At 62.5% G+C, this 21,365-nt stretch carries 18 protein-coding genes; 6 read left to right on the top strand and 12 right to left on the bottom strand.

Features of this window, described 5'->3' with window-relative positions; translation table 11 throughout:
• The first annotated feature begins 145 nt into the window (after positions 1-145).
• A complete protein-coding gene (locus LDN82_RS01195; RefSeq protein WP_224166065.1) occupies positions 146-1,765 on the top strand; it encodes an MFS transporter in 1,620 nt (539 codons plus the stop codon).
• A 225-nt stretch (positions 1,766-1,990) separates the two neighbouring features.
• Here LDN82_RS01195 and LDN82_RS01190 read toward each other — a convergent pair whose 3' ends face one another.
• A complete protein-coding gene (locus LDN82_RS01190) occupies positions 1,991-3,406 on the bottom strand; it encodes a PLP-dependent aminotransferase family protein (protein ID WP_224094760.1) in 1,416 nt (471 codons plus the stop codon).
• Here LDN82_RS01190 and LDN82_RS01185 point away from each other — a divergent pair.
• Positions 3,405-4,337 (top strand): DMT family transporter, encoded by a 933-nt coding sequence (locus LDN82_RS01185; RefSeq protein ID WP_224094758.1) that lies wholly within the window; start codon positions 3,405-3,407, stop codon positions 4,335-4,337. The genes LDN82_RS01190 and LDN82_RS01185 overlap by 2 nt on opposite strands.
• 32 nt (positions 4,338-4,369) lie before the next feature.
• Positions 4,370-4,771 carry a VOC family protein gene (locus tag LDN82_RS01180; protein WP_224094756.1) on the top strand — a complete coding sequence of 134 codons (402 nt, stop codon included), beginning with the start codon at positions 4,370-4,372 and terminating at the stop codon, positions 4,769-4,771.
• A 3-nt stretch (positions 4,772-4,774) separates the two neighbouring features.
• Here the strand turns inward: LDN82_RS01180 and LDN82_RS01175 are convergent, their stop codons facing one another.
• The 3 genes from LDN82_RS01175 to LDN82_RS01165 are packed head-to-tail and all read right to left on the bottom strand — an operon-like array spanning position 4,775 to position 6,786.
• Positions 4,775-5,290, bottom strand: a complete 516-nt coding sequence (locus tag LDN82_RS01175) for a GNAT family N-acetyltransferase (RefSeq protein WP_224166064.1) — start codon at positions 5,288-5,290, stop codon at positions 4,775-4,777.
• On the bottom strand, positions 5,287-5,754 hold the full coding sequence (locus tag LDN82_RS01170) for an SRPBCC family protein (RefSeq protein WP_224094752.1): 468 nt from the start codon (positions 5,752-5,754) through the stop codon (positions 5,287-5,289). The genes LDN82_RS01175 and LDN82_RS01170 overlap by 4 nt, the downstream gene beginning before the upstream one ends.
• 45 nt (positions 5,755-5,799) lie before the next feature.
• The gene (locus LDN82_RS01165; protein ID WP_224094750.1) at positions 5,800-6,786 is read right to left on the bottom strand and encodes an aldo/keto reductase; all 987 of its coding nucleotides are present in this window, start codon (positions 6,784-6,786) and stop codon (positions 5,800-5,802) included.
• A 191-nt stretch (positions 6,787-6,977) separates the two neighbouring features.
• Between LDN82_RS01165 and LDN82_RS01160 the strand changes: the two genes are divergently transcribed.
• Positions 6,978-8,075, top strand: a complete 1,098-nt coding sequence (locus LDN82_RS01160; RefSeq protein WP_224166063.1) for an FUSC family protein — start codon at positions 6,978-6,980, stop codon at positions 8,073-8,075.
• Here LDN82_RS01160 and LDN82_RS01155 read toward each other — a convergent pair.
• From LDN82_RS01155 to LDN82_RS01140, 4 genes are all read right to left on the bottom strand, one after another.
• Positions 8,038-8,817: an SDR family oxidoreductase gene (locus tag LDN82_RS01155; RefSeq protein WP_224094748.1), complete on the bottom strand. Its 780-nt coding sequence runs from the start codon at positions 8,815-8,817 to the stop codon at positions 8,038-8,040. The genes LDN82_RS01160 and LDN82_RS01155 overlap by 38 nt on opposite strands.
• Before the next feature lie 39 nt (positions 8,818-8,856).
• Positions 8,857-9,798, bottom strand: coding sequence for a class C sortase (locus LDN82_RS01150; RefSeq protein WP_224166062.1), 942 nt, complete (start codon positions 9,796-9,798; stop codon positions 8,857-8,859).
• A 153-nt stretch (positions 9,799-9,951) separates the two neighbouring features.
• Positions 9,952-11,433: a SpaH/EbpB family LPXTG-anchored major pilin gene (locus LDN82_RS01145; protein ID WP_224094746.1), complete on the bottom strand. Its 1,482-nt coding sequence runs from the start codon at positions 11,431-11,433 to the stop codon at positions 9,952-9,954.
• Between the two features lie 139 nt (positions 11,434-11,572).
• Positions 11,573-14,218, bottom strand: a complete 2,646-nt coding sequence (locus LDN82_RS01140; RefSeq protein WP_224166061.1) for a GEVED domain-containing protein — start codon at positions 14,216-14,218, stop codon at positions 11,573-11,575.
• A 459-nt stretch (positions 14,219-14,677) separates the two neighbouring features.
• On the opposite strand from LDN82_RS01140, the gene LDN82_RS01135 reads away from it, so the two are divergent.
• Positions 14,678-15,265, top strand: a complete 588-nt coding sequence (locus LDN82_RS01135; RefSeq protein ID WP_224094742.1) for a hypothetical protein — start codon at positions 14,678-14,680, stop codon at positions 15,263-15,265.
• A gap of 183 nt (positions 15,266-15,448) precedes the next feature.
• Here the strand turns inward: LDN82_RS01135 and LDN82_RS01130 are convergent, their stop codons facing one another.
• The 4 genes from LDN82_RS01130 to LDN82_RS01115 are packed head-to-tail and all read right to left on the bottom strand — an operon-like array spanning position 15,449 to position 20,776.
• Positions 15,449-17,290 carry an IucA/IucC family siderophore biosynthesis protein gene (locus LDN82_RS01130; RefSeq protein ID WP_224166060.1) on the bottom strand — a complete coding sequence of 614 codons (1,842 nt, stop codon included), beginning with the start codon at positions 17,288-17,290 and terminating at the stop codon, positions 15,449-15,451.
• Positions 17,287-17,877 carry a GNAT family N-acetyltransferase gene (locus tag LDN82_RS01125; RefSeq protein ID WP_224094740.1) on the bottom strand — a complete coding sequence of 197 codons (591 nt, stop codon included), beginning with the start codon at positions 17,875-17,877 and terminating at the stop codon, positions 17,287-17,289. The genes LDN82_RS01130 and LDN82_RS01125 overlap by 4 nt, the downstream gene beginning before the upstream one ends.
• Entirely contained in the window at positions 17,874-19,217 is a 1,344-nt protein-coding gene (locus LDN82_RS01120; protein WP_224094738.1) for a lysine N(6)-hydroxylase/L-ornithine N(5)-oxygenase family protein, read from the bottom strand. The genes LDN82_RS01125 and LDN82_RS01120 overlap by 4 nt, the downstream gene beginning before the upstream one ends.
• Positions 19,214-20,776, bottom strand: coding sequence for an aspartate aminotransferase family protein (locus LDN82_RS01115; RefSeq protein ID WP_275964968.1), 1,563 nt, complete (start codon positions 20,774-20,776; stop codon positions 19,214-19,216). Before LDN82_RS01115 ends, LDN82_RS01120 begins: the two co-directional genes overlap by 4 nt.
• Positions 20,777-21,006: 230 nt before the next feature.
• Between LDN82_RS01115 and LDN82_RS01110 the strand changes: the two genes are divergently transcribed.
• The gene (locus LDN82_RS01110) at positions 21,007-21,363 is read left to right on the top strand and encodes a hypothetical protein (RefSeq protein ID WP_224094736.1); all 357 of its coding nucleotides are present in this window, start codon (positions 21,007-21,009) and stop codon (positions 21,361-21,363) included.
• The last annotated feature ends 2 nt before the right edge of the window (positions 21,364-21,365 follow it).

Genomic DNA, 21,365 nt, shown 5'->3' with positions numbered 1-21,365 from the left:
ACACAGCTAGGCAATTTGCATCCCAAAACGGCCCAAAAATCGGATCTCAACTGGGGTTTGGGCGGCAAACCCCGTAAAATTGAACACCTGCCCAGAGCGGGGCAGCAGAAGTCGCAAGCAAATGACCTCCCTAGGAGAAGCCCAAATGCCCATAGACCAAAGCAAGATCGTCTCTCCGGATGGCGCAAGGAACGTCATCGGAAACACGGAAGCAGCCCACACCCCGGCCGCTTCCAACACTGTAAAGAACGTTAAGAAAACGAAGCTCCGCACGAAGCGCCGGTTGAAGGAATCCGACGTGAACGTTGTGGACCAGCCGATGCTGAAGAAAGCACTCGGCGGCACGATCGTCGGCAACACCATGGAATGGTACGACGTCGGCGTGTTCGGCTACCTCATTACCACCATGGGCCCCGTCTTCCTCCCGGAAGCGGACAAGTCCGTCCAGACACTCTTCCTTCTCGGCACCTTCGCCGCAACCTTTATCGCCCGCCCGCTTGGCGGCGTCGTATTTGGTTGGCTCGGCGACAAAGTGGGCCGCCAGAAGGTGCTCGCAGCAACACTGATGCTGATGGCGGCAAGCACTTTCGCCGTCGGGCTTTTGCCCGGCTATGCGCAGATCGGCATCTGGGCCGCCGCGCTGCTGGTAATCCTCAAGCTCGTCCAGGGCTTCTCCACCGGCGGTGAATACGCCGGAGCCACAACCTTCGTGAGCGAATATGCCCCGGACAAGCGCCGCGGCTTCTTCGCCAGCTTCCTGGACATGGGCAGCTACATCGGCTTCGCCCTCGGCGCCGCGCTGGTTTCAGTCCTGCAGCTCACGCTCGGACAGGCAGCCATGGAGGAATGGGGCTGGAGGCTTCCGTTCCTGATCGCCGGCCCCCTCGGCCTGATCGCTGTGTACTTCCGTAGCAAGATCGAGGAATCCCCGCAGTTCCAGGCCACCTTGGACGCCCAGGAAGCCATCGCCAAGGACGCCGCGGCACAAGATGCCAACGTCGCCAAGGGCCCGGTTGGCATCATCAAGGCCTACTGGCGCCAGATCGTGCTGGCAATGATCCTCGCAGCGGCGGCCAACACTGTTGGCTACGCCCTGACCTCATACATGCCTACATACCTCACGGATTCCAAGGGCTACGATCCCGTTCATGGCACCCTGTTGACCATCCCGGTCCTGGTGATCATGGCACTGTGTATCCCGCTTACCGGTAAGTTGTCCGACCGCATCGGCCGCCGTCCAGTGCTGTGGATCGGCGCGGGCAGCACCATCGTGTTCTCCGTTCCTGCCTTCATGCTGATCGGCATCGGCGATATCTGGTCGACACTGGCAGGCCTTGCCCTGATCGCATTCCCTGTGACGTTCTACATCGCCAACCTGGCCTCGGCCCTCCCGGCACTGTTCCCGACGTCCAGCCGCTACGGCGGAATGGGTATCGCCTACAACTTCTCGGTGGCCATCTTCGGAGGAACCACCCCGTTCATCGTGCAGGGCCTCATTGAGGGTACCGGCGACGACATGATGCCTGCCTACTACTTGATGGCAACGTCCATCGTGGGTGCGATCGCCATCTACTTCCTGCGTGAATCAGCCCAACGTCCGCTGCCCGGCTCCATGCCCAGCGTGGACACTACGGCCGAGGCCCGCGAACTCGTAGCAACACAGGACACCAACCCGCTCATCAACCTGGACGAGATGCCGTTCGACGGCCAGCCAATTGATGATGACGTGTTCGGCCGCCGGGACAAGGATCTGGCTCCCGCCTAGGGAACACTTGCCTGCAACTTCTGAGCAGCGCTTTCCGATAGTTCGCGGCCCCGCCGCCCGCAGTAGCCACCAACGCCAAGGCGCTCTCCTTGGGTTGGTGGCTACTGCTGTTAGGACGCGTTCATGCCGCCAACCCCGTTCCCAGACCGCTCCCGCGTTGTTGCCCAACAACGTAAAAGCGGCCGGGCAACTTAATAGCGGCCCGCCAACGGGACTCGGCATCGGTCAGGATCCGAGCAACCCCTTAACAGCCATGCCAATAATCCGCGCGCCCTCCGGAAATCCGCCAGGATTGGGGCCGGCGTAGTTGAGCCGTATGTACGGGCCTTCAGGCTCCGCAGGGAACCACTCCGTTCCCGCGGCAATGAGGACCCCGGCCGCTTCGCAATCCTTGGTGAGCTGATCGACGTCGAACCCGTCCGGCATCCGCAGCCACAGGTTCAAGCCGCCTTTGGGCAGATGGCTGAGGTGCGCCTCTGGCACGTGATCGCGGAGGCTGGTGACCAGCAGATCGCGGCGCGACTGCAGCTGATGGCCCAGGCCTCGAAGGTGCGTTTGCCAGCCGGGCTGAGTGACGACGTCGAGCGCTGCAGCCTGGAGCAGCCCGCTGACGTACATCGACTCCGCGGCCTGCGCGCCCATGATGCGTTCCCGCGCGGGCCCACGGGCGATAATCGCTGCCACGCGGATGGACGGCGAGACGCTTTTGGTCAGCGAGCGGATGTACACCACGTGGCCGGAATCGTCCCGGGCGGCGAGCGGGACGGACTGTGCGGTGATGCCAAAGTCATGGGCCCAGTCGTCCTCCACAAGGAAGGCGCCGTGCTGCCGCACAATCCTGAGGACCTCCTCGCACCGCTCGGGTGACCATTGGGCACCCGTGGGGTTGGCAAAGTTGGGCTGGGCATAGAACATCCGGGCTCCCGACTCCTCGAAAGCCCTCCCCAGCTCCTCAGGATCCGGCCCCTCAGGACCGGACGGCACCGGAATGACCCGAACGCCTGCTTGGCCACCGGCCAGCAGCGCCCCCCAATAACTGGGCGACTCCACCAGCAGTGGCCGGCCGTGTCCCACCAGCCCGCGAAAAATCGAGCTAAGTCCGCTCTGGCTCCCGGGAAGCACGACGACGTCGCTCGGCTGGGGCGGCGTGACGCCAACCGGCGTTGAGGTGCTGAGCTCGTGGGCGAACCAGGATTGCAGTTCGGGAAGCCCCTGCGCGGGTGGCCGCGACAGCGCAGCGTCCCCGCGGGCAGCCCTGGTTAGCGCGGCCCGGACGAGCCGTTCCGGCAGGAGTTCCCGGTCCGGATAGCCGGAGTGGAATGCGATGACGTCGTTCGAAGCGCTGCGCATGGCGCCAGAATTAAGCAGGCGCGGCGTTTGCGCGGCCCGGAGCGCCGCTGTCTGCCAGCCATAATCGGACGGCCTGGCGGTGCGGTATGCCCGCACGAAGGTGCCAACGCCGGGGCGGCTTTCTATGAGGCCTTGGGCAGTGAGGGTCCTCAACGCCTTCTGCACCGTCACCGGACTTGCCTGGTATTCGGCCACGAGTTGACGGGTGGATGGCAGTTTGGCTCCCGGCGCGGCCCCTGCGATCCATTCCTTTACTCGCGAGACAATCCGGGAACTGCTATCGTTATTCATGAGTCACAATAGTAGCGCTACTACACTTTCAAGGCCAGTGGTATCCAGGCGGACGTCGACCGGCATCTGGTGGGGCCTTCTTGGCGTTGTCGCATTCTCGTTCACGGTGCCCTTCACCCGGGTTGCCGTTGAAGGCCTATCTCCGCTGTTCATTGGGGCAGGCAGGGCCGTTGTTGCGGCCATTCTTGCAGCACTGGCCTTGGGCCTGACCCGCCAACGCTTTCCGCAGGGCTTCCAGTGGGTTCGACTGATTGTGGTGGCCGGTGGCATCGTTGCGGGCTTCCCCTTGCTGACAACGTTCGCACTGACATCCACCACCGCAAGCCACGGAGCCATCGTCATCGCGCTACTGCCTGCGGCCACGGCAACGGTAGCGGTGATCCGGGGCCGTGAACGTCCGCGGCTCCTGTTCTGGGTCCTGACCGCCATAGGTGTTATCGCCGCGCTGGTTTTCGCGCTGGTTCAGTCCGGCGGTTTCGGTCAGCTTCATTGGGCCGACCTGCTGCTCCTCGGCGCCGTGATTGCGGCAGCAATAGGCTATGCAGAAGGAGGTCTGCTGGCGCGCGAACTCGGCCCGTGGCAGACAATCTCGTGGGCGCTGGTTGTCGCCTCTCCTGTCATGCTGCTGCTGACGGTCCTTTCACTGGGATCGGGAGCGCCCTCTGCTACGCCAGTTCAGTGGTTGTCCTTCGCTTACCTGGGAGTTGTGAGCATGTTCCTCGGATTCTTCGCCTGGTACCACGGCCTGGCGATCGGACCCATGGCACAGGTCAGCCAGATCCAACTGGTCCAACCGGTCATGACCATCGCGTGGGCAAGCCTGCTTTTGGGAGAGTCGATGACGTGGACCACCGCTGTTGGCGGGCTCGCCGTGATCCTCTGTGCAGGCGCCGCTGTCCGCGTACGGCTCAAGCCGCCGTCGAATCCCTGACGCTGCCACGCCAAGTCTCGTAGACTCGGCGCATGCCTGACGCAACTGTGGGTTCGATCCATCACCTTGAGATCTGGGTGCCGCACCTTGAACGAGCCCGGGAGGAGTGGGGCTGGCTCTTAGGCGAGCTTGGTTACAAGCCTTTCCAGGAGTGGCCCACTGGCTACAGCTGGAAGCTCAATGGCACGTACGTGGTGGTGGAAGGCACGGATGCCATCACCGGAACGGCCCACCGGCGCACTGATCCCGGGCTCAATCATGTGGCCTTCCATGCCGGCACCCGGGAAAATGTGGACCGGATCCGCGCGCTCGGTGCCGACGCCGGGTGGTACGAGATGTTCGAGTCGAAGTACCCGCACGCCGGCGGTCCGGACCACTACGCGGCGTATTTGATCAACACTGACAGTTATGAAGTTGAGTTGGTGGCTGAATAGTAGCTACGTCGGCGGAACCACAGGACGCCACATGGCGACCCGAGGCCAACGCGTCAGCCCCAACTCAGCTTCGTGCTCCATGAGCCTGGCCAGCTCAGGACCCCAGCTGCCGGCGTCGAGCGTTTGGAACCCCAACCTCCGGTAGTACGGCGCATTCCACGGCACGTCGCGAAAGGTGCTCAGGGTCTGGCGATGCATGCCATGCCCCCTTGCCCACACCCTTGCCGCATGCAGCAGTTCGCGGCCGAGTCCTTGATGCGCTTGATCCGGGTGCACGCTAACTTGCTCCACGTGCGCGTTGCCATCAACAATGTCCGTCAATAGATACGCCAAGGGGTAGTCCAGCCCATCAACCCACACCCAGGCACGCCCGGCACCTACGTAGACGTTCATCTCGTCCGAGGAGAAGGGTTCGTCGTCCGCGATCTGATCCATGCCCAGTCCCCGAAAGGCTTCCCCCGCAGCCCGTTCGATGTCCTGCAAACGCGGGAGATCGTCTGTTCGAGCTAGCCGGATCACCGTTTATCCAGTGCGGGTGGTGCCTGTCCTACGAGGAACCCATTGCGGGTTTCGATCAAGTCCTGCAGGTATCTGGCCAGAACCAGCTTTTCCAGCAGGCGGCCCAGCGGCCCGAACGGGGCAGCGAACTCCACGGTGTCCACCATCAGCGTCCCGCTGCCGTCCTGCCGGAACTCATGGGTGTGGCGGAGGTACTTGAACGGGCCCCGCACCTGCTCGTCAGTGAACGACGCCGGTGCGTCCATATGCGTGATGCGGCTGGTCATGCGGAAACGGACTCCGAGGTGCCACGCCTGCCAGGTGACCTGCTCGCCTTCGGAGATCAGGCCTGTGGTGACGCCGCCTATGGCCTTTTCCCTGCTTTTGGTCATCGACCCCACATGGGCGTCGATGTTTCGGGAGAGGTCGAACAACTCCTGCGGTGACATGGCGGAGCGGGTTCGGCAGACGAAAGCTACGGGCATACCTTGATCTTCCCAGACTCTGCCGGGCAGCGCTCAGTGTTGCTGTCACCTTCCCACGAGGCCCATGTGTTGATCGTTGTAGCGGTTGCCCTGCACCCCGATCCGGCTGGCCATGGCATCCAGATCGGCAACTTCATCAGCGGATAGCGCAACCTTGGTTGCGTCAGCATTCTCATCAAGTCGTTCCCGACGCCGTGTGCCCGGGATCGGGACGATCCGTGGCTGCTGCGCGTGAAGCCAAGCCAGCGCGATCTGACCGGGTGATGCACCTTTCGAGGCGGCGAGTTCGGCCACATGATCCACCAGTGCCTGGTTGGCCGCCCGGTTTTCTGCGGTGAATCGAGGGATAGTGCCTCGGACGTCACCCGGCGAAAATTGGGTGGACGGATCCACAGTGCCCGTGAGGAATCCCTTGCCGAGTGGGCTGAACGGGACAAAGCCGATGCCGAGTTCCGCGAGGGCGGGCAGCACCTCCGGTTCCGGATCCCGTGTCCACAACGAATATTCACTCTGGACAGCGGTCACGGGAAAGACCGCGTGGGCCGCGCGAATAGTGCTGGCGGATGCCTCGGACAGGCCGAAGTGGCGTACTTTACCGGCCTGGACCAGCTCACCCACAGCTCCCGCGACGTCCTCGATGGGCACGTTGGGATCAACACGGTGCTGATAAAAGAGGTCCAGGGTTTCCACCCCAAGCCTGCGGAGCGACTCGTCCGCCACACGTTTGATCCGTTCAGGAGAACTGTCCAGCCCAACGGACTTGCCGTCTTCGATCCGCCAGCCGAATTTCGTGGCAATGACTACCTGGTCCTTGATAGGAGCAAGCGCCTCGCCGACGAGTTCCTCGTTGACGAACGGCCCGTACACCTCGGCCGTGTCAAAGAAATTGATTCCGATCTCCACTGCTTCGCGGAGCACCTTGATCATCGCCGCCCGGTCCCCCGGATTTGGGCCGTAGCTTTGGGACATGCCCATGCAGCCAAGCCCGATGGCGGAGACCTCCAGGCCTTGCCCAAGTGTCCGTGTGTGCATGATGCCTCCCTTTGCTTCGAATAACTCGATTGATCCAGTCAACAACCTTCCCAAGCCATTTGGGAGGCACTGACGTAAGGGGTACTGCCAGTGCCTTGCTACGGGTTGTGACCGGGCTTGTGGCGGGCCAGCATGGCCTCCTGATACTTTTCGATACTGATAGTTCACCCATAAGCCTTGAATGATTGGTGGTGTTTTCCCTGCCCGCATTCATGGCGCATGCCCGGGAGCTCCACAGGCTGGGGCCGCCAAACAACGACCGCCTGTCGGCGGTTCGGGTGGCCCTCAGTGTCGCAGTTCCGGGGCTGGTCCTGATTCTCGTGGGCCGTCCGGACCTCATGATGTATGCGGTGTTCGGCGCGCTCACCGGAATGTACGGACGCAACGAAACCCACCAACTGCGGCTCAAACACCAAGCCCAAGCCGCACTTGTTCTGGTTGGCGGGCTCACGATCGGCACGCTTCTTTCCGTCAATCACATCCATTCCTGGTGGCTGGTGCTGGTGGCGACGCTCTTTGCCGGCGCAGGTTCCTTATATGCAGACGCAGTGCGTCTTAAACCGATCGGGCCTTTCTTCGGCATCCTCGCCCTGGGGGCGTGCGCGTCGGTCCCCACCAGCGTTCCGTTCCTGACGGCGGTGCTGATCGGTGCAGCTTCGGCGGCGTTCTCGATTCTGGTCGGATTCGCTGGCTGGCTTCGGCACCGAAGGTGGGAGCCGGGCGCTGCCCGCGATGTCCCCGTCCTCCGCGGACCCTTACGGCAATCTGCCCTTGTTCATGCGGCCCGCTACACTCTCGCTGTCAGTGCTGCCGGCGCTTGTGGCGTTCTGAGTGGGAGCGGCCATCCGCATTGGGCCATGGCCGCAGCAGCCGTACCCTTGGCAGGTGCGGACCTCCCGAGCCGCGTTCACCGAGGCATCCACCGCATCGTGGGAACGTTCCTCGGGTTGGCGGTGGTCGCCGTCGTACTTTTCCCAAGTCCGTTGTCACCGCTGCAGTATTTCCCCGGCCATGCTGCCATCGTCCTGGCCATTGTGGTGGTCCTTTGCCAGTTCCCCACTGAGCTGTTCATGGCGCGGCACTACGGCTGGGCCATGGTGTTCTTCACGCCCGTGGTCCTGCTCATCGCCCAACTGGCGTCGCCCATGGATCCGGGTGTGCTGGTGATGGAGCGGGCCGTCGAGACGTTTGTCGGAGCGGTGGTTGGAATCGCGGTAGCGGTGCTGGTCAGGGCACCAGTGGTTGCGGCTCCTAGGGCTGCAGGGGCCGGCGCGGCGGGCCGGAGGTAAGCTTCGCCGGCAAGATACGCGCAAAGAAGCTAACCACTTTGTATCGACGCGTCGGGATGGAAACAGCCTTGCCCGCGGCGTTGTCCTCCAGCCCTTCCCGCACCACGCGCTCGGCGGTGAGCCACAGGAATCTCGGCGCCACGGACTTATCCATGCCCATGCGGTCGTGGAATTCTGTGTGCGTGAAACCAGGGCACACCGCTGTGACCTGCACGCCGGACTTCACATATGCAATATTCGCCCAACGGCTGAACGTCACCTGCCAGGCTTTGGCCGCCGAGTAGGTGCCCCTGTTGGCGAAGGCTGCGACGCTGGCAACGTTGATGATCCGGCCCTTGCCACGTGCCAGCATGACTTCCAGCGCCGCGTGGCACAGCTCCATCGGTGTCTGAACGTGAAGGCGTAGGTGCCGCCTTTCTTCCTCCACATCGTTCTGCTCGAACGACTTCAAGAGTCCGATTCCGGCGTTGTTGACCAGGACATCCACGGGTCGCGCCGCGTCCCGCAAGCGGTCAGCCACCAAGGAAACCCCGACGTCGGTAGTCAGGTCGGCGGACAGAACCTCCGCCGAGATACTAAAGTCGCGTTCGAACTCCTCAGCCTTTTCCTTGAGGCGTTCTTCATCGCGGGCTACCAGGACGAGGTGGTGTCCGGCTTCGGCGAGCTGGCGCGCGAATTCCGCACCGAGCCCGGCCGTGGCACCGGTGACCAGGGCGGTGAGTTCATTGGCTCGAGTCGTCATGCGCCTAGACTATGCGCTGAACGCTCCCGGCGCTGCTGTCTATTCGTCAAAGAGCCAGTGCTCTTCGCCAGAGGGCCCGTGCTCTTCGTCAGAGGGCCGCCTGCGTGGCTTGGTGGCGATGATGGCGAGGGCTATCGAACCGGTGATGCCGAGAATCCACCAGGGGAATCCGGGGTCTGTTGTAGTGGACGGCAGAGTGCGGGGTCCGTCAGCGCTGGTGGGGGCTGTGGTTCGTTCGCCCCGAACCAGGAGTCTGTGGCTGTTGATGCCTTTGGGGGTGCAGGTAATGAGTGTGAGGTAATCCTTGCCCTCGACTTTGCGCAGGGCCTCGGTTTGGTCGGGCAGGACCGTGAGGATTTGGTCGACCTTGTAGTAGATGGTCTCGTCGAGCACGTTGATGCTGAAAACATCGCCTTCATGAACTTTGTCCAAGTCGTCGAAAAGGGTGGCATTGACGAATCCTGAGTGGGCACTCAAGACACTATGAGTGCCTTCGCCGCCCACTGGCAGCGCGGACCCGAAGAGGTGGCCGGCACCTTTGGAGAGAGTGTCCTCGTCCGTACCGTGGAAGATGGGCAAATCTGCGTGGATGGAGGGAATGCTGATGCGGCCCATCATTCCTCCAGGCCCCACAGCCAACATCTTCTTGTACGCCTCGGAGCCGGCACCAATGGTGGTTTGCTCGCCGGCTTCGTTCAAGGAGTAAGGGTCCCGGAGGGGCCCTGAGGGCAGTTCTTCATTGAACTCCCGGGCCTGGTCCAGGAGGGACTTCTTCGCGGAAGGGTTCATGGTCTGGACAGAGTCCACGTACCCGCTGATCTCGGTGGCATGGACGCGATCCGAGAACCAGGCTGCCGCCGTGGGATAAAGCAGGATCCCGACGCCCATCACCGCGACCACCACGATCAGGAGCCGTTGCCGGCTCCAGGGTCCGGTCAGATACCGGAGTCCACGACGGGTGCGGGTTGGGGCGTGTGTCATCAAGATTCCTGTAGCTGGGGTGAGTCGATTGGAACAGTGCAGCAGTCATGGAGACTGCAGAAGGGAATGCAAGTGGGGAAGAGCGCCTGGTTGGCGTTCTTCCCCTCTTGGGGTTGCTGCGGGGGCCGCGGTAGCGGCGCCCTGCAGTGGGTGTTAGTTGTTGTTGGTGCGGCGGTTGCGGACGAGCATCAGGGCTGCGCCGGCGACGAGGAGGGCTCCTGCTGCGTAGAGGATGCCGGTTCCGACGCCACCGGTCAGCGGCAGTTCAAAGCCGCTGTTGGAGGGGATGTTCTTGACTTGCAGGTCGATCCCGACGCCGGTGGTGGTGCTGTTGATCAGGAAGGACACCGGCTCGGCGAGCAGTTCGTAGCCTGCCGGGGCGGTGGTTTCCACGAGGTAGTAGGTGCGGTAGTCCGGGGTTCCGGGTGCCACGGCTGCGCCGTTGGCCCAGGCCGAGTAGCGCAGGCCCGAGATCGTCAGGGTGCCGTCCGCGGCGACGGTGAAGACGCTCTGGCCGTTGAGGTCTACCGGGTTCGTTCCGGCTTTCGCGTCGGCTTCGTTGGTGTAGACGGAGAACGCGGCACCGGCAAGGGCTGCACCGTTCTCGTTGACCTTCTGCAGGGTCATTTCGCCCCACTTGGTCACGACCGGGGGTGTGACGACCGGGCCGCCGGGCTGGCCCGGGGCGATGGTGAAGCTGGCAGCGTTGGGGTAAACGAGGGCTTCGTTTTCGATTTCACCGATGGTGTTGACCTTGGTGTTGACCATGACCTGCACGCGGGTGTCGGTGTGGGCTGCCAGTTTGGCAAGACCGGCGGGGGTGAAGATGACCGAGACGGTGTTGTTCGCGGCGTCGAAGTTCACGGTGTAGTCCGTGCCCGCGGTCAGGGGTGTGCCGTCAGCGAGGGTCGCGGACGCGCCGATGTAGGTCAGTTTCTGGTCCAGGACGTCCACGATCTTGTAGCCATCGATGACGGCTTCGTTCGGGATGTCACCGGTGATGGTGAAGTCGATCTGGTCCCCGAGCTTCACGTCCGGGGCGTCCGTGACGGTCTTTTCAGCACCGGCGACGGAGTTCTTCGGGTAGACGTGGACGTCGTAGATCCAGTTGTCGTTGTTATCCGGGTCCGTCAACGGAACGGAGACCAGGAACGGGGCCGAGGGTGTCACACCGGCCGGGTAGTTCGTTTCCGTCACCAGGTACAGGCCCACCGGCAAGGCGGTGAACGCTGCGGTGCCGGCAGCGTCGGTGGTCTTCACCTGGGCAGCACCCAGGGTGTACCCGGCGCCGGTGATCGAACCGTTGGGATCGGCCGGGGCGAAGACGCTGGAGAGGTTGTGCGCGGCGTCCCAGCCGGCGTTGGTGGACAGGTCAATGGTGTTGACCTGCTCAATGGTGAACTCGATACCGGCCAACGGTGTCAGACCGGTCGTGTCCACGGACGTGCCGTTGTTCGGCAGGCCCGTCGGGGTGGAGGGACGTTCGAACTTATGGACCGTGATGGAACCGGTCGTGTCCCCGTCAACCAGGGGCGCAGCCGAAGCCGGGGCCACGGAGAAGGACATCGCCAACACCGCCCCGGCAATCGTGGCGGCGGCGGTCTTCCAAAGCCGCCCGGTGTGGTGATTACTCACAGTGTTTTCCTCTTTCATCGTGATGGTTCTTCCTACAGGTGGTACTCGGAGATGGACATGCACCGCCCCGCCCCGCAACACGCACAAGGCCAGGAGGGAACTCTTCTTTAGGTGGTGACCGGCTCGTCCCGGCTCTTCTTTAGGTAATGGACTCGTGCCGGGTGGTCGTGGATTCCTGCCGGGTAGTAGCGGACTCGCGGCGGCGGTTGGCGGCCAGGGCCAGTGCGAGGGCGGCCAGCAACAGGGCCGATCCTGCGGTAGTGAAGGGCCACCAGCCGATGCCGCCGGACTCGGGCAGCTCCAGGGCCGGCACGTCCCGGACCGTGAGCAGGAAGATCCCGTCACCATCGGCGTCGGTACTGGTCACCACCCCACCCGCGGAGCCTTGACCCGTAGAGCCTTGTCCGAGGGTCACGGTGCCGTTGGTGGCGATGGTGAATTTCACCGGTTCGGCCAGGAGGTTGAAGCCGGCCGGGGCGGTGGTTTCTTCAAGCCAGTACGTTCCGGGCTGGATTCCTTCGAGTTGGAACCGGCCTGTTTGCCCGGCCACGGCGGTGATGGCGGGGCTGGCCAGCACGGCACCGGGGGTGCCGGCGTTATCGACGTGCACCGCCCAGGTGGAGCCGGCCATCGGCACCCAGGTCCCGCCGGAGGACTCGCCGATCTTCTCGATCAGGACCTTCGCCGGGGTGTGATGGGTGGTGGTGCAGTCAGGGCCGGGCGCCCCGGAAGAGGGTGCGCAGGTCTGCGGTGGTGTGGTGGTGGAGGTGCCCGTCACGACGTTGACGAGTTGTTCGTTCCACGCCCCGGCCTTGACCAGCACACTGTACGTCAGGGTGGCCGTCTGACCGGCCGGCAGCGTGAACGCCGCCGTGGTCAGCACCGTGGAGGGCGGTACGGGGTTGGGCACCGGTACGGGTGCTCCGGTGCCGATGACCAGGGTCGCTGACCCGGACACGAACGTCGCGTCATCCAGGACCTCTGCCAGGTTGTCCTTCAGCACCACCCCGGTGATGGTGCCGCTGATACTGGACGCCGTCACCGTGTACACGATGGTCTGGCCAGGGCTCACGGACTGGTTTGCGGGAACGGACCCGTTGACCGTGGCGCTCTTCTTGATCTTCCACGCAGCCGGCGCGGTGACCTGCGCATCATCGGTTGCCGAAACAGGCAACCCCAGGGGCGGGTTCCCGGTGACCTTCGCCGTGTTGGTCACCAACCCCGTGGTCACATCCGAGGCCGTGACCACATACGTTGCGGTCGCCGTCACGGACTGCCCCGGCAAAAGGATCCCCGGAAGACCAGGCCAGGCATACGACAAAGCCGACATGGTGCCCGTTCCGGAGAACAGGGTTTCGGTGATCACCACCGAGGTCAGCGTCACATTGCCCGTGTTCTTCGCCACGAACGTATACGTGGCGGTCTCACCGGCCACCAGGGTGGTCTTGTCCACCGTCTTCACCAGCGTGATCGCAGGAGCGGACGCCGGAGCGATCGTGAAGATGTAGTCTTCCACCTCGCCGGAATCCGATGCACCGATCGGGACCTGGACCTGGGCGGTCGTGTAACCGATCCGGAACCGCGCATACGTCGTCCCCGCACCCACCCCGGCAGGGACTGTCCAGGTAAGTGTTGCGGTCGTGGCGCCCGCAGCGAACGTGGCGCAGGCGCGCTCCGCGGTGTTATTGAACAGGCCGTCCTTGTTCAAGTCAATCCAGCCACAGGTCGTTCCGGTTTTGCTGGCCCCGCTGATCGCCACGGTGGTTGAGTAGCTGGTAGCACCTTGCGTCATGGGCGCCAGAGCCACGCCGTCGTCCATCAGGTCCTGGGCCGCCGTCGCACCCGCATTCGGCGACGCGGTGCCGTTGGCGACCTGAGCGTTATCCTCAGTCACGTTCGCCCCAAGGGTCACATCCGAAAGAACAGCCCTTGCGGCATTGTTTTGATCGTAGGAAGCAGGCGCGTCACCGAAATCCTGCGGAACGGTCATCGCCATCAGAAAGTTGTCGGCGTTATGGCCCGAGTCCTGTGGGTCGTTGATCGTGTTGGGCGGCATAGTGCTGGTGGTTTGGGTGAAGATGGCGCTGATGTTGAACGTCAGGGACGTGACAATGCCGTTGATCCGGACGGAGCCGCACGCTGCCGTAGCCTCTGCGTCATGCTGAGGAGGCGTGCCACCGTTAACATTCGTGTCGCAGCGAATGCCAGTGTTGTCGTTAGTGGCAGTGATCGTATTTCCCACTACCGCCAGGTTTCCACCGGAAAGCCGGGTCATGGACAAACCTGTCGTTGCCATGTCCAGCACGACGTGGAATTCGGACTGTTGGTCGATCGTGCCGTCTTTGCCAATATCAAGCCATGAGGTGGCCCCGATTCCTGCAACGTTGAGCACAGGATTCCTAACTGGCTGGCTGAACGCGATCGTGACAGTCCCCAAGCCGCTACAAGGACCAGTTGCTGCGCAATTGTTGATTGCGTTGGTGGCGAATTCGACAGCTGGCGACCCGGCTGGGATTGCCGGTGAAAAGTCGCTCGCGACATAGCCTCGACTATCCATCGTTGTCCGGCCCACGAGGTCGGTTAGCCCCGATTGGTCGTAGGTCGCGGTCAGGCCCGACCCCGGCATCGTCAAAGTGGCGTCACCGCCAGTGATGTTCGCCGGGCTGGTCGCTATCTCATAGGCCTGAGCCGGTGCAGTCAGGCCGAGCGCCACCACTGAAAGTGCCCCGAGGACCACCATCAACGCGGCAACGAACGCCGTAATCTTCCCTAGCGGATACTTCAAGGGGTTCCTTCCAAAGAACAGTGACCGGCCGACCCCACAGCCGACGAGCAAAACGTTGAAGCAACGGAGGCCTCCCACTTGCGTCCTTCAAGGTGGATCTCCAGTCAATGAGTGCGGGGTGGGAAAAATTCGTGTCGCAGAAAACGAAAACTTTTTGAGAGGCAGCTCTCGGGGTCTCACAGGAAGATGGTGGCCAAGGCCCGGACTGCGCACGGAACGATGCCGAGCGAGACCAATGTCCAGTATTTGGACCAAATTGCGTCACGACTTCCACATCCCCGGCACTCATTGGACATGGAAGATCAACTCGCTCACTTGAGAATCGAAAGCAGATCCTTACAGCTCCGTGGGCGCTGGCGCCAACGTAGTGAGCAATCCGGATGGCTATTTCCCGGTGACTGGCTTGTTCCTGAAGTCGAGGACATGCTAAGGGCCCAAGCGGAGGGCGGCGAGCTGCAAATGTCTGCCAAAAACCTTGGGGCGTCCCGCGCCTATCACGGCGTTGGAGTCCGCGAAACCATGCAGGACCTCAGTGCCTTTTTTGAAGCGGCAGGTGTGCCTGCTGATGACGACTCCATGCGGGATCTCGTCGAGGGTTGGGCGACGGAAAATGAACGTCTTGAGCCGTTCTCCTGCACCGACGTCTTTACCGGGCTTGCCACCATGGCGCACTTCGAACGGCTGATTCATGAAATATCGCTCGGCAGCAGCGCCCGGCGGAGAAGCCACACGATAGCAACCCTGCACCTCGGCTGGTCTGAAGGCGGCAAGCTGCTTAACTGGGAAATGTTGGCCGAAATGGGACACATATGCCGAGGCGAATTAACGGCGGTCGACGCCACTGCGGCCTACCATCGCGGAAGCATTCACACCATGATGACCCGCAAGCGGGAGAGTTACGAGGCATTGTTCCGCTGTCTGCAACGCATCGACGCACTACACCTGGGCGGTGGGCGGCGCACGCTCGTGGAATTCCTGGATCTTCCCACCTCGCCGGCTGAGTGCGAGCGGGCAATCGCAGGCCTCCGATATAGACGGGCAGCCTGACAAAGGAAATGCCACGGAATAAGGAAATGCTGTGAAGCCGCGTCCTTTTCCGCAACACGATTCAGCGGCAACCAGTACTACATAGGCGTGGCTGCTGCCTGGGGTCGGATCAGGCAGCCAGTCACGAGGAGGCGCCACCGGATGAAGCAATCTTTCCCGGTGGCGCCTCCGCCAATTTTCCGCCTAAGCGAACTTTGCCAGGGGGTTGGCCAGGCGGCCAGCCATCTGCAATCCCCCGGAGGGATCCGAGATATCGAGCATCTGTTGGTTGTTCCGCAACTGCAGCCGATTGAGGCAGGACAACTCGAAGTCCGCAGCGAACAGATCATGCATGGCGAACTGCTCCGCTAGTTCCGGATGGCGTTCCTGATATTCACGAACCACGGCAGCGGCAGTCCCCCAGAACTCGTCTTCCCGCAGCGTCCCGTCCTCCACAAGGATGGCCCCCAGGAAACGGAAGATGCAGTCGAACACGTCGGTGAAGATGGCGAGGACCATTTCTTCGGCAGGAATCTCGGCCTTGACGCGGGAGACTTCCTCGGGCAACTCGAGCCGGTCTCCCATCACCACGATTTCCTCGGCGATATCCTTCATGATCGCGCGGACGGGTGCACCGCCTTCCAGGATCAGGATGACATTCTCGCCGTGAGGCATGAACGCGAGCTCATACTCGTAGAGACAGTGGATCAACGGAACGAGGTAGGCCTCAAAGTAGCGACGCAGCCAATCCGTCGGAGCCAACCCGGAGCGCTGAATCAAGGCTGAGGCCACCGAGGCACCGGAGGGATCCACGTGCAACAAGGACGCCATGGTGGCCAACTGCTGGCCGTCTTCAAGCAACGGAAGGGGACTTTCCCTCCACAGAGCCGAGAGCATCTTCGGGTAAGGCGAGCCCTTGGCCGAAGCAGCCTCGTAATAGCGGTTGTGGTATCCAATGGCCGCCCTTTCACGGATCATGGCCAGGCCCCGGTTCTGGAGCTCCTGGTCATTGCCGATCAATTGATGCAGCCAATCGTTGATCGCCGGCGTTGCCTTCATGTACTGGGGAGAAAGACCACGCATGAAGCCCATGTTCAGCACGGACATGGCCGTTTTGACGTACGCCTTCTCCGGTGAGGTGGTGTTGAAGAACGTACGGATGGACTGCTGCGCCTGGTAGGAGTCCTCGCCGCTGCCCAGGTTTACGATGTGGCGCTGGGCGATTTCTGCCGCGAACGTCACGGTGAGCTTGTTGTCCCATTGCCAGGGGTGCACCGGCATGAGCAGGTAGTCCTCAGGATCAAGGCCGGAAGCGGCAAGTTCCGCTTTGAACCATGACAGAGTTGCAGGTCCAAGTTCGGCCTCAAAGTGCGTCCGGTAATCCAAGCCTGCGCTGGACGTAAAGACGGCTCTGCTCCGATGCACAGCGATCCACTGAAGCTTCACCACAGCACCGGTTTCCGGCGCGAACGCATGATAATCGGCAATGCCGAAACCCAGCCGGCCGTTGTTGGCAACGAAGCACGGATGCCCCTCAGCCATACTGTGCTCGACCGCCTGAAAATCGGCCGCCCGGTCCGCGCCGCGGGTGATGCCCGCGGCCAACTCGGCAGAGCTAAAAGGCTTGCCCTGCTTGTAGGCGTGGCTGGCCAGTGTGCTGCTGATTTCCTCGAGGTAGACGGGCAGCATCTCCTGGCGAATGGCCAGTGCCTCGTGGAACTCGGTGATGAAGTCCAAGGCGTCCAGCGGCAGCTCCGCACCATCGCGCAGCCGGACGATCGACTCAACAGCCACGGACCAGTGTTCAAGCGCCAAGAACCGCGCACGGAAGCGGTACTCAACGGTGGCGTCGTCGCTGACCACCTTGTAGAGCCCGACGCCGCCGCCCTCCTCACAGATCAGCTCCGGCACCAGGATCCGCTCGTGGGAGAACTCGGCGATGGCTTTTCGGATCAAGTGCCTGTTGGCGACGGCCCAGCGCTCCGGAGTCAGGTGGGATACAAGTTCGGCTGCCTCGTGGAGGGTCGCTTCAGCGGTAGTGGTCACAGGGAATCTCCTCTGGTCGCCGCGGCAGGCGCGGCCAGAATCGGGGTCAGGGTCGCGAGGAAATCCTCGCGCGTGCAGAAGCTCAGAAGCCCCTGCTTATGGTCTTCGGCAGGATCGACGGCGGGAAGGGTCACCAGGCCGTGCGGACGGAAGCCCACCTTCTCATTCAGCACATGGATCTTGTGGTTGCGGGCGTCAGGCTCCACGACGACCCGCTGGGTTGCGGGGTGGTCGAACAGTTCCGCCATGACGGACTGCAAGACGGCCGTGGTGTAACCGGGCTGCGGGTCGCCACCTGGTGGGGACACAAGGAGGTGCATACCCACATCACCGCTCTGGACCTCGTAGACGTCCGCCAACGGCGAGGACTCTGGACGGTACCGCTCCATCAGGAAGGCGGGCACGCCGTCGTCGAGTCCCAGTAACGCCTGGTGGTGACCCGATTCGGCGATCCGCGAGTACTCCTCCACAACGTCCTGCTCGGTGGCCGAAACCATGCCCCAGAAGCGTGCGTACTCCTGGCTTACCCAGCTGTGGAGGACCGGTGCGTCCGCTATGGGGTCGACTGGCCGGAATGTGAAGCTCATACAGCAGCCCCCGCGGCGTTCGGAACTGTTGAAGCAACTGGAGCCGGTGCGCCGAACTGCTGGAACGCGATGCTCCGCTCGATCGGGTAGACCTCGCGGCCGGTGATTTCCCGCAGGATGCAGGAATTGCGGTAAGCGGCCATGCCAAGGTCCGGCGTGACGAAACCGTGGGTGTGAAGCTCGGCGTTCTGGACGAAGATTTCGCCGGGTTCGACGCCGGTTCCATAGTTGCGCTCGACGTCGAAGCGGCCCTTGGCATCGCGGCGGATCCGATCCGGGATGCCGGCCAGGAAGGCGGGTTCCTTGTACGTATAGCCGGTGGCGAGAACAACGGCTTCGGACTCGAGGCTGTAATTGCGGCCGTGTTCCTCGTGGTGCAACTGCAGTGTGTGGGTGCCCGTGGCCGGGTCCCACTCAGCGGCTGTTAGCGATGAGTGCGTGTGCAGTTGCGTATCCACCATGCCGGAGAGGCTCTTGGTGTATAGGAGGTCGTAAATGTCGTCGATCAGGTCCGGGTTGATGCCCTTGTAGAGGTTCTTCTGATTCTTGATCAGGGAGTCACGCTGCTCCCCCGGCAACGAATGGAAGTAGTCCACGTACTCGGGCGAGGTCATCTCAAGCGTCAGCTTGGTGTACTCCAACGGGAAGAAGCGGCCCGAGCGGGTCACCCAGTTGAGCTGGTAGCCGCACACGTCGATTTCCTGAAGGAGTTCGTAGTAAAGCTCCGCGGCACTCTGGCCGCTACCGACGATGGTGATGCTGCGCTTGGACTGCAGCTCACTCTTCCTCAACAGGTACTCGGCGTTGTGAAGGACAAGTCCGCCGCCGTCCACAATCCCTGCACAGGAGTCCGGAATATACGGTGAGGTGCCGGTTCCCAGAACCAATTTGCGGGCGCGAAGCACCTCAGCGCCGTCCGGACCCTGCACCAAAAGGCGGTACACGCCGTCGTCGTACGCCACATTCAGCACATCCGTGCTAAAACGAACCGACTCAAGCTGGCCGGCCACCCATTGGCAGTACTGGTTGTATTCCGCCCGCAGCGGGTAGAAGTTTTCACGGATGTAGAAGCGGTACAAGCGTCCGGTCTGCTTCAGGAAGTTCAGGAACGAAAACGGCGACGTCGGATCGGCCAGAGTGACGAGGTCCGCCATGAACGGTACCTGCAGGTGGGCCGGCTCCAGCATCATGCCGGGGTGCCAGTCGAAGGACTTGCTGCGGTCAAGGAAAACGCAGTGGAGGTTGTCCACCGGCTCGCTCAGCGCGGCCAGGCCCAGATTGAAGGGCCCGACGCCGATGCCGGCGACGTCGTAAATCTTGCCGTTGTCTTGGGTGCTCATGCTGCAGCCTCCATGGTGCTCGCCAGCAGGTTGTCGCCCGTCCGGCGGATAAGTTCGATGATTTCCTGAATGTCCCTCAGGGAGGCTTCGGCGTTGAGGAGGGTGAATTTAAGGTAGTGGCGATCGGCCACCTTGGTGCCTGCAACAACGGCTTCGCCCGAAGCAAAGATCGCTGTGCGAATGGCCGGGTTGAGGACGTCTGCGGCATCCTCGTCCAAGATCACGCCGTTAACGGCCGGGCGGTAGCGGAACACCAAAGTGCTCAACTGGGGTGCGGCGGCGAGTTCGAACTCGGCGTCATCCACCAACAGGGCTCCAACGCGGCCAGCAAGGTCGATCGCTTCGTCGAACAACGCGCCGATCGCGTCGGCGCCCATGATGCGCAGGGTGAGCCAGAGCTTGAGGGCGTCGAAGCGCCGGGTGGTCTGGATGCTCTTGTCCACCTGGTTGGGGATTTCGGCCTTCGCGGCGCTCTCCGGGTTCAGGTAGTCGGCGTAGTAGGTGACGTGGCGCATCATTGAGCCGTTGCGGACCAGGACTGCGCTGGAGCTGACGGGCTGGAAGAAGGTTTTGTGGAAGTCGACGGTGACGGAGTCGGCCACGTGAATCCCGTCCAGGAGGTGGCGGTAGCGGCCGGAAACGATGAGGCCGCCACCGTAAGCAGCGTCCACGTGCAGCCAGGAATTATAGGCGCGCACCAACGCCGCCAGTTCGGAGAGAGGATCGACCGAGCCGAAGTCAGTGGTTCCAGCAGTAGCCACGACCGCCATCGGTACCAGGCCGGCGTCGTGCGCTTCCGCCAGAGCAGCCGCAAGTGCGGCGGGGTCCATTCGGTGGTCGGCAGCGGTGGGCACGGAGATCACCGCGTCGAAGCCAAGCCCGAGCATGGAAGCAGACTTCTGGATGCTGAAGTGACTGTCAACGGAGGTGAAGATCCGGAGTCGATCCAGCAGGTGCGGCAGGCGCGCGTCGCCGTTCGTGGCACGCAGCCTGGCCACGGCGTGATTGCGGGCGATCAGCAGAGCCTGGAAGTTGGACTGGCTCCCACCCGAGGTGAAGACACCATCGGCCGCGGCGTCAAAACCAATACGGCCGGCAGTCCAATCGATGAGGCGCCGCTCGATCATGGTGGCGCCGGCACTCTGGTCCCACGTGTCCATGGAGGAATTCACTGCCGAGAGCACGGCTTCACCAACCAGCGCGGGAATGACCACCGGGCAATTCAGGTGTGCCGCATAACGGGCATCGTGGAAGTAGATCGCGTCCTTGAGGTAGAGCCCGTCAAGCTCCTCAAGGGCAGCAGCCGTATCCGGCAGCGGACGTTCGAGGTCGACGGCACCAACCCGGGCCTTCAGTTCTGCATGCGCGACGCCGGTGAACGGACGGGCCGTTCGCTGGACTTTGGTGGAGACAGCGTTGACTCCCTGAAGAACCTGCGCCACATAGCTGGGTGAATTTCGAGCGTTGAACAGCTGGTTTGTGGCAGCGAGGGCCAGTTCCACCTTGGAGCCAAAGTCCTGCTCCTGAGCGATCCGCTCTTCGACACTTGGTGACGTCACGTCAGCTTCCTTCCATCATTGGGCGCTAGTTAGCAAAGGCAAGCCTTACTTAGGCTTGCCTTTTCGTCAAACTTTTGTGACCTATTTCGCCCAACGTACGTATTCTGGCCGTTTTGTGAACAGGGGAAGCGTCATTGACTTTCATTGGAAGCTGACGCCGTGGAAAATACCCCGGCTCTTGCCAAGGGCTGTAGAGTCAACGGCACAGAAACTCTACGGTTGGGGGACCAGTGGCTGACGACATCCACGAGCGGATCGGATTCCGCGAGATCGATGAACACGGGAATGCGGTGCGGGCAGTGAATCCGCATGCCCCTGAAGCCCCCGAACGGGCACGGCGCCGAGTACTCGTGAACCCGTTCGTCGCGGCCCTCTGGGTGCTGGACGCTGGGTTGGCGTGGTTTTGCATCTGGGCTTTCGACTCGGTAGCGGCAATGACCGGTCCGACGGCGACAAGTCCCCCATCCCAAGTGAATTTCATGGTCCTGCAGTCGGTGCCCTACGTCCTTCCAGGCGCCATTCTGGTCACGGCCGCCCTTCTGTTCTGGCATGCCGCGCAGTGGCAGAAGAAGCACGCCACTACCTAGGT

It is taken from the genome of Arthrobacter sp. StoSoilA2 (assembly GCF_019977195.1).
GTDB lineage: Bacteria > Actinomycetota > Actinomycetes > Actinomycetales > Micrococcaceae > Arthrobacter.
Note: the sequence above shows the minus strand (reverse complement) of the source record. Positions and strands in the feature narration are given on the sequence as shown.

Coding starts and splice junctions, on each gene's coding strand:
- LDN82_RS01195 (WP_224166065.1), top strand. CDS start 146: ATGCCCATAGACCAAAGCAAGATCGTCTCTCCGGATGGCGCAAGGAAC.
- LDN82_RS01185 (WP_224094758.1), top strand. CDS start 3,405: ATGAGTCACAATAGTAGCGCTACTACACTTTCAAGGCCAGTGGTATCC.
- LDN82_RS01190 (WP_224094760.1), bottom strand. CDS start 3,406: ATGAATAACGATAGCAGTTCCCGGATTGTCTCGCGAGTAAAGGAATGG.
- LDN82_RS01180 (WP_224094756.1), top strand. CDS start 4,370: ATGCCTGACGCAACTGTGGGTTCGATCCATCACCTTGAGATCTGGGTG.
- LDN82_RS01170 (WP_224094752.1), bottom strand. CDS start 5,754: ATGCCCGTAGCTTTCGTCTGCCGAACCCGCTCCGCCATGTCACCGCAG.
- LDN82_RS01165 (WP_224094750.1), bottom strand. CDS start 6,786: ATGCACACACGGACACTTGGGCAAGGCCTGGAGGTCTCCGCCATCGGG.
- LDN82_RS01155 (WP_224094748.1), bottom strand. CDS start 8,817: ATGACGACTCGAGCCAATGAACTCACCGCCCTGGTCACCGGTGCCACG.
- LDN82_RS01150 (WP_224166062.1), bottom strand. CDS start 9,798: ATGACACACGCCCCAACCCGCACCCGTCGTGGACTCCGGTATCTGACC.
- LDN82_RS01135 (WP_224094742.1), top strand. CDS start 14,678: ATGTCTGCCAAAAACCTTGGGGCGTCCCGCGCCTATCACGGCGTTGGA.
- LDN82_RS01125 (WP_224094740.1), bottom strand. CDS start 17,877: ATGAGCTTCACATTCCGGCCAGTCGACCCCATAGCGGACGCACCGGTC.
- LDN82_RS01120 (WP_224094738.1), bottom strand. CDS start 19,217: ATGAGCACCCAAGACAACGGCAAGATTTACGACGTCGCCGGCATCGGC.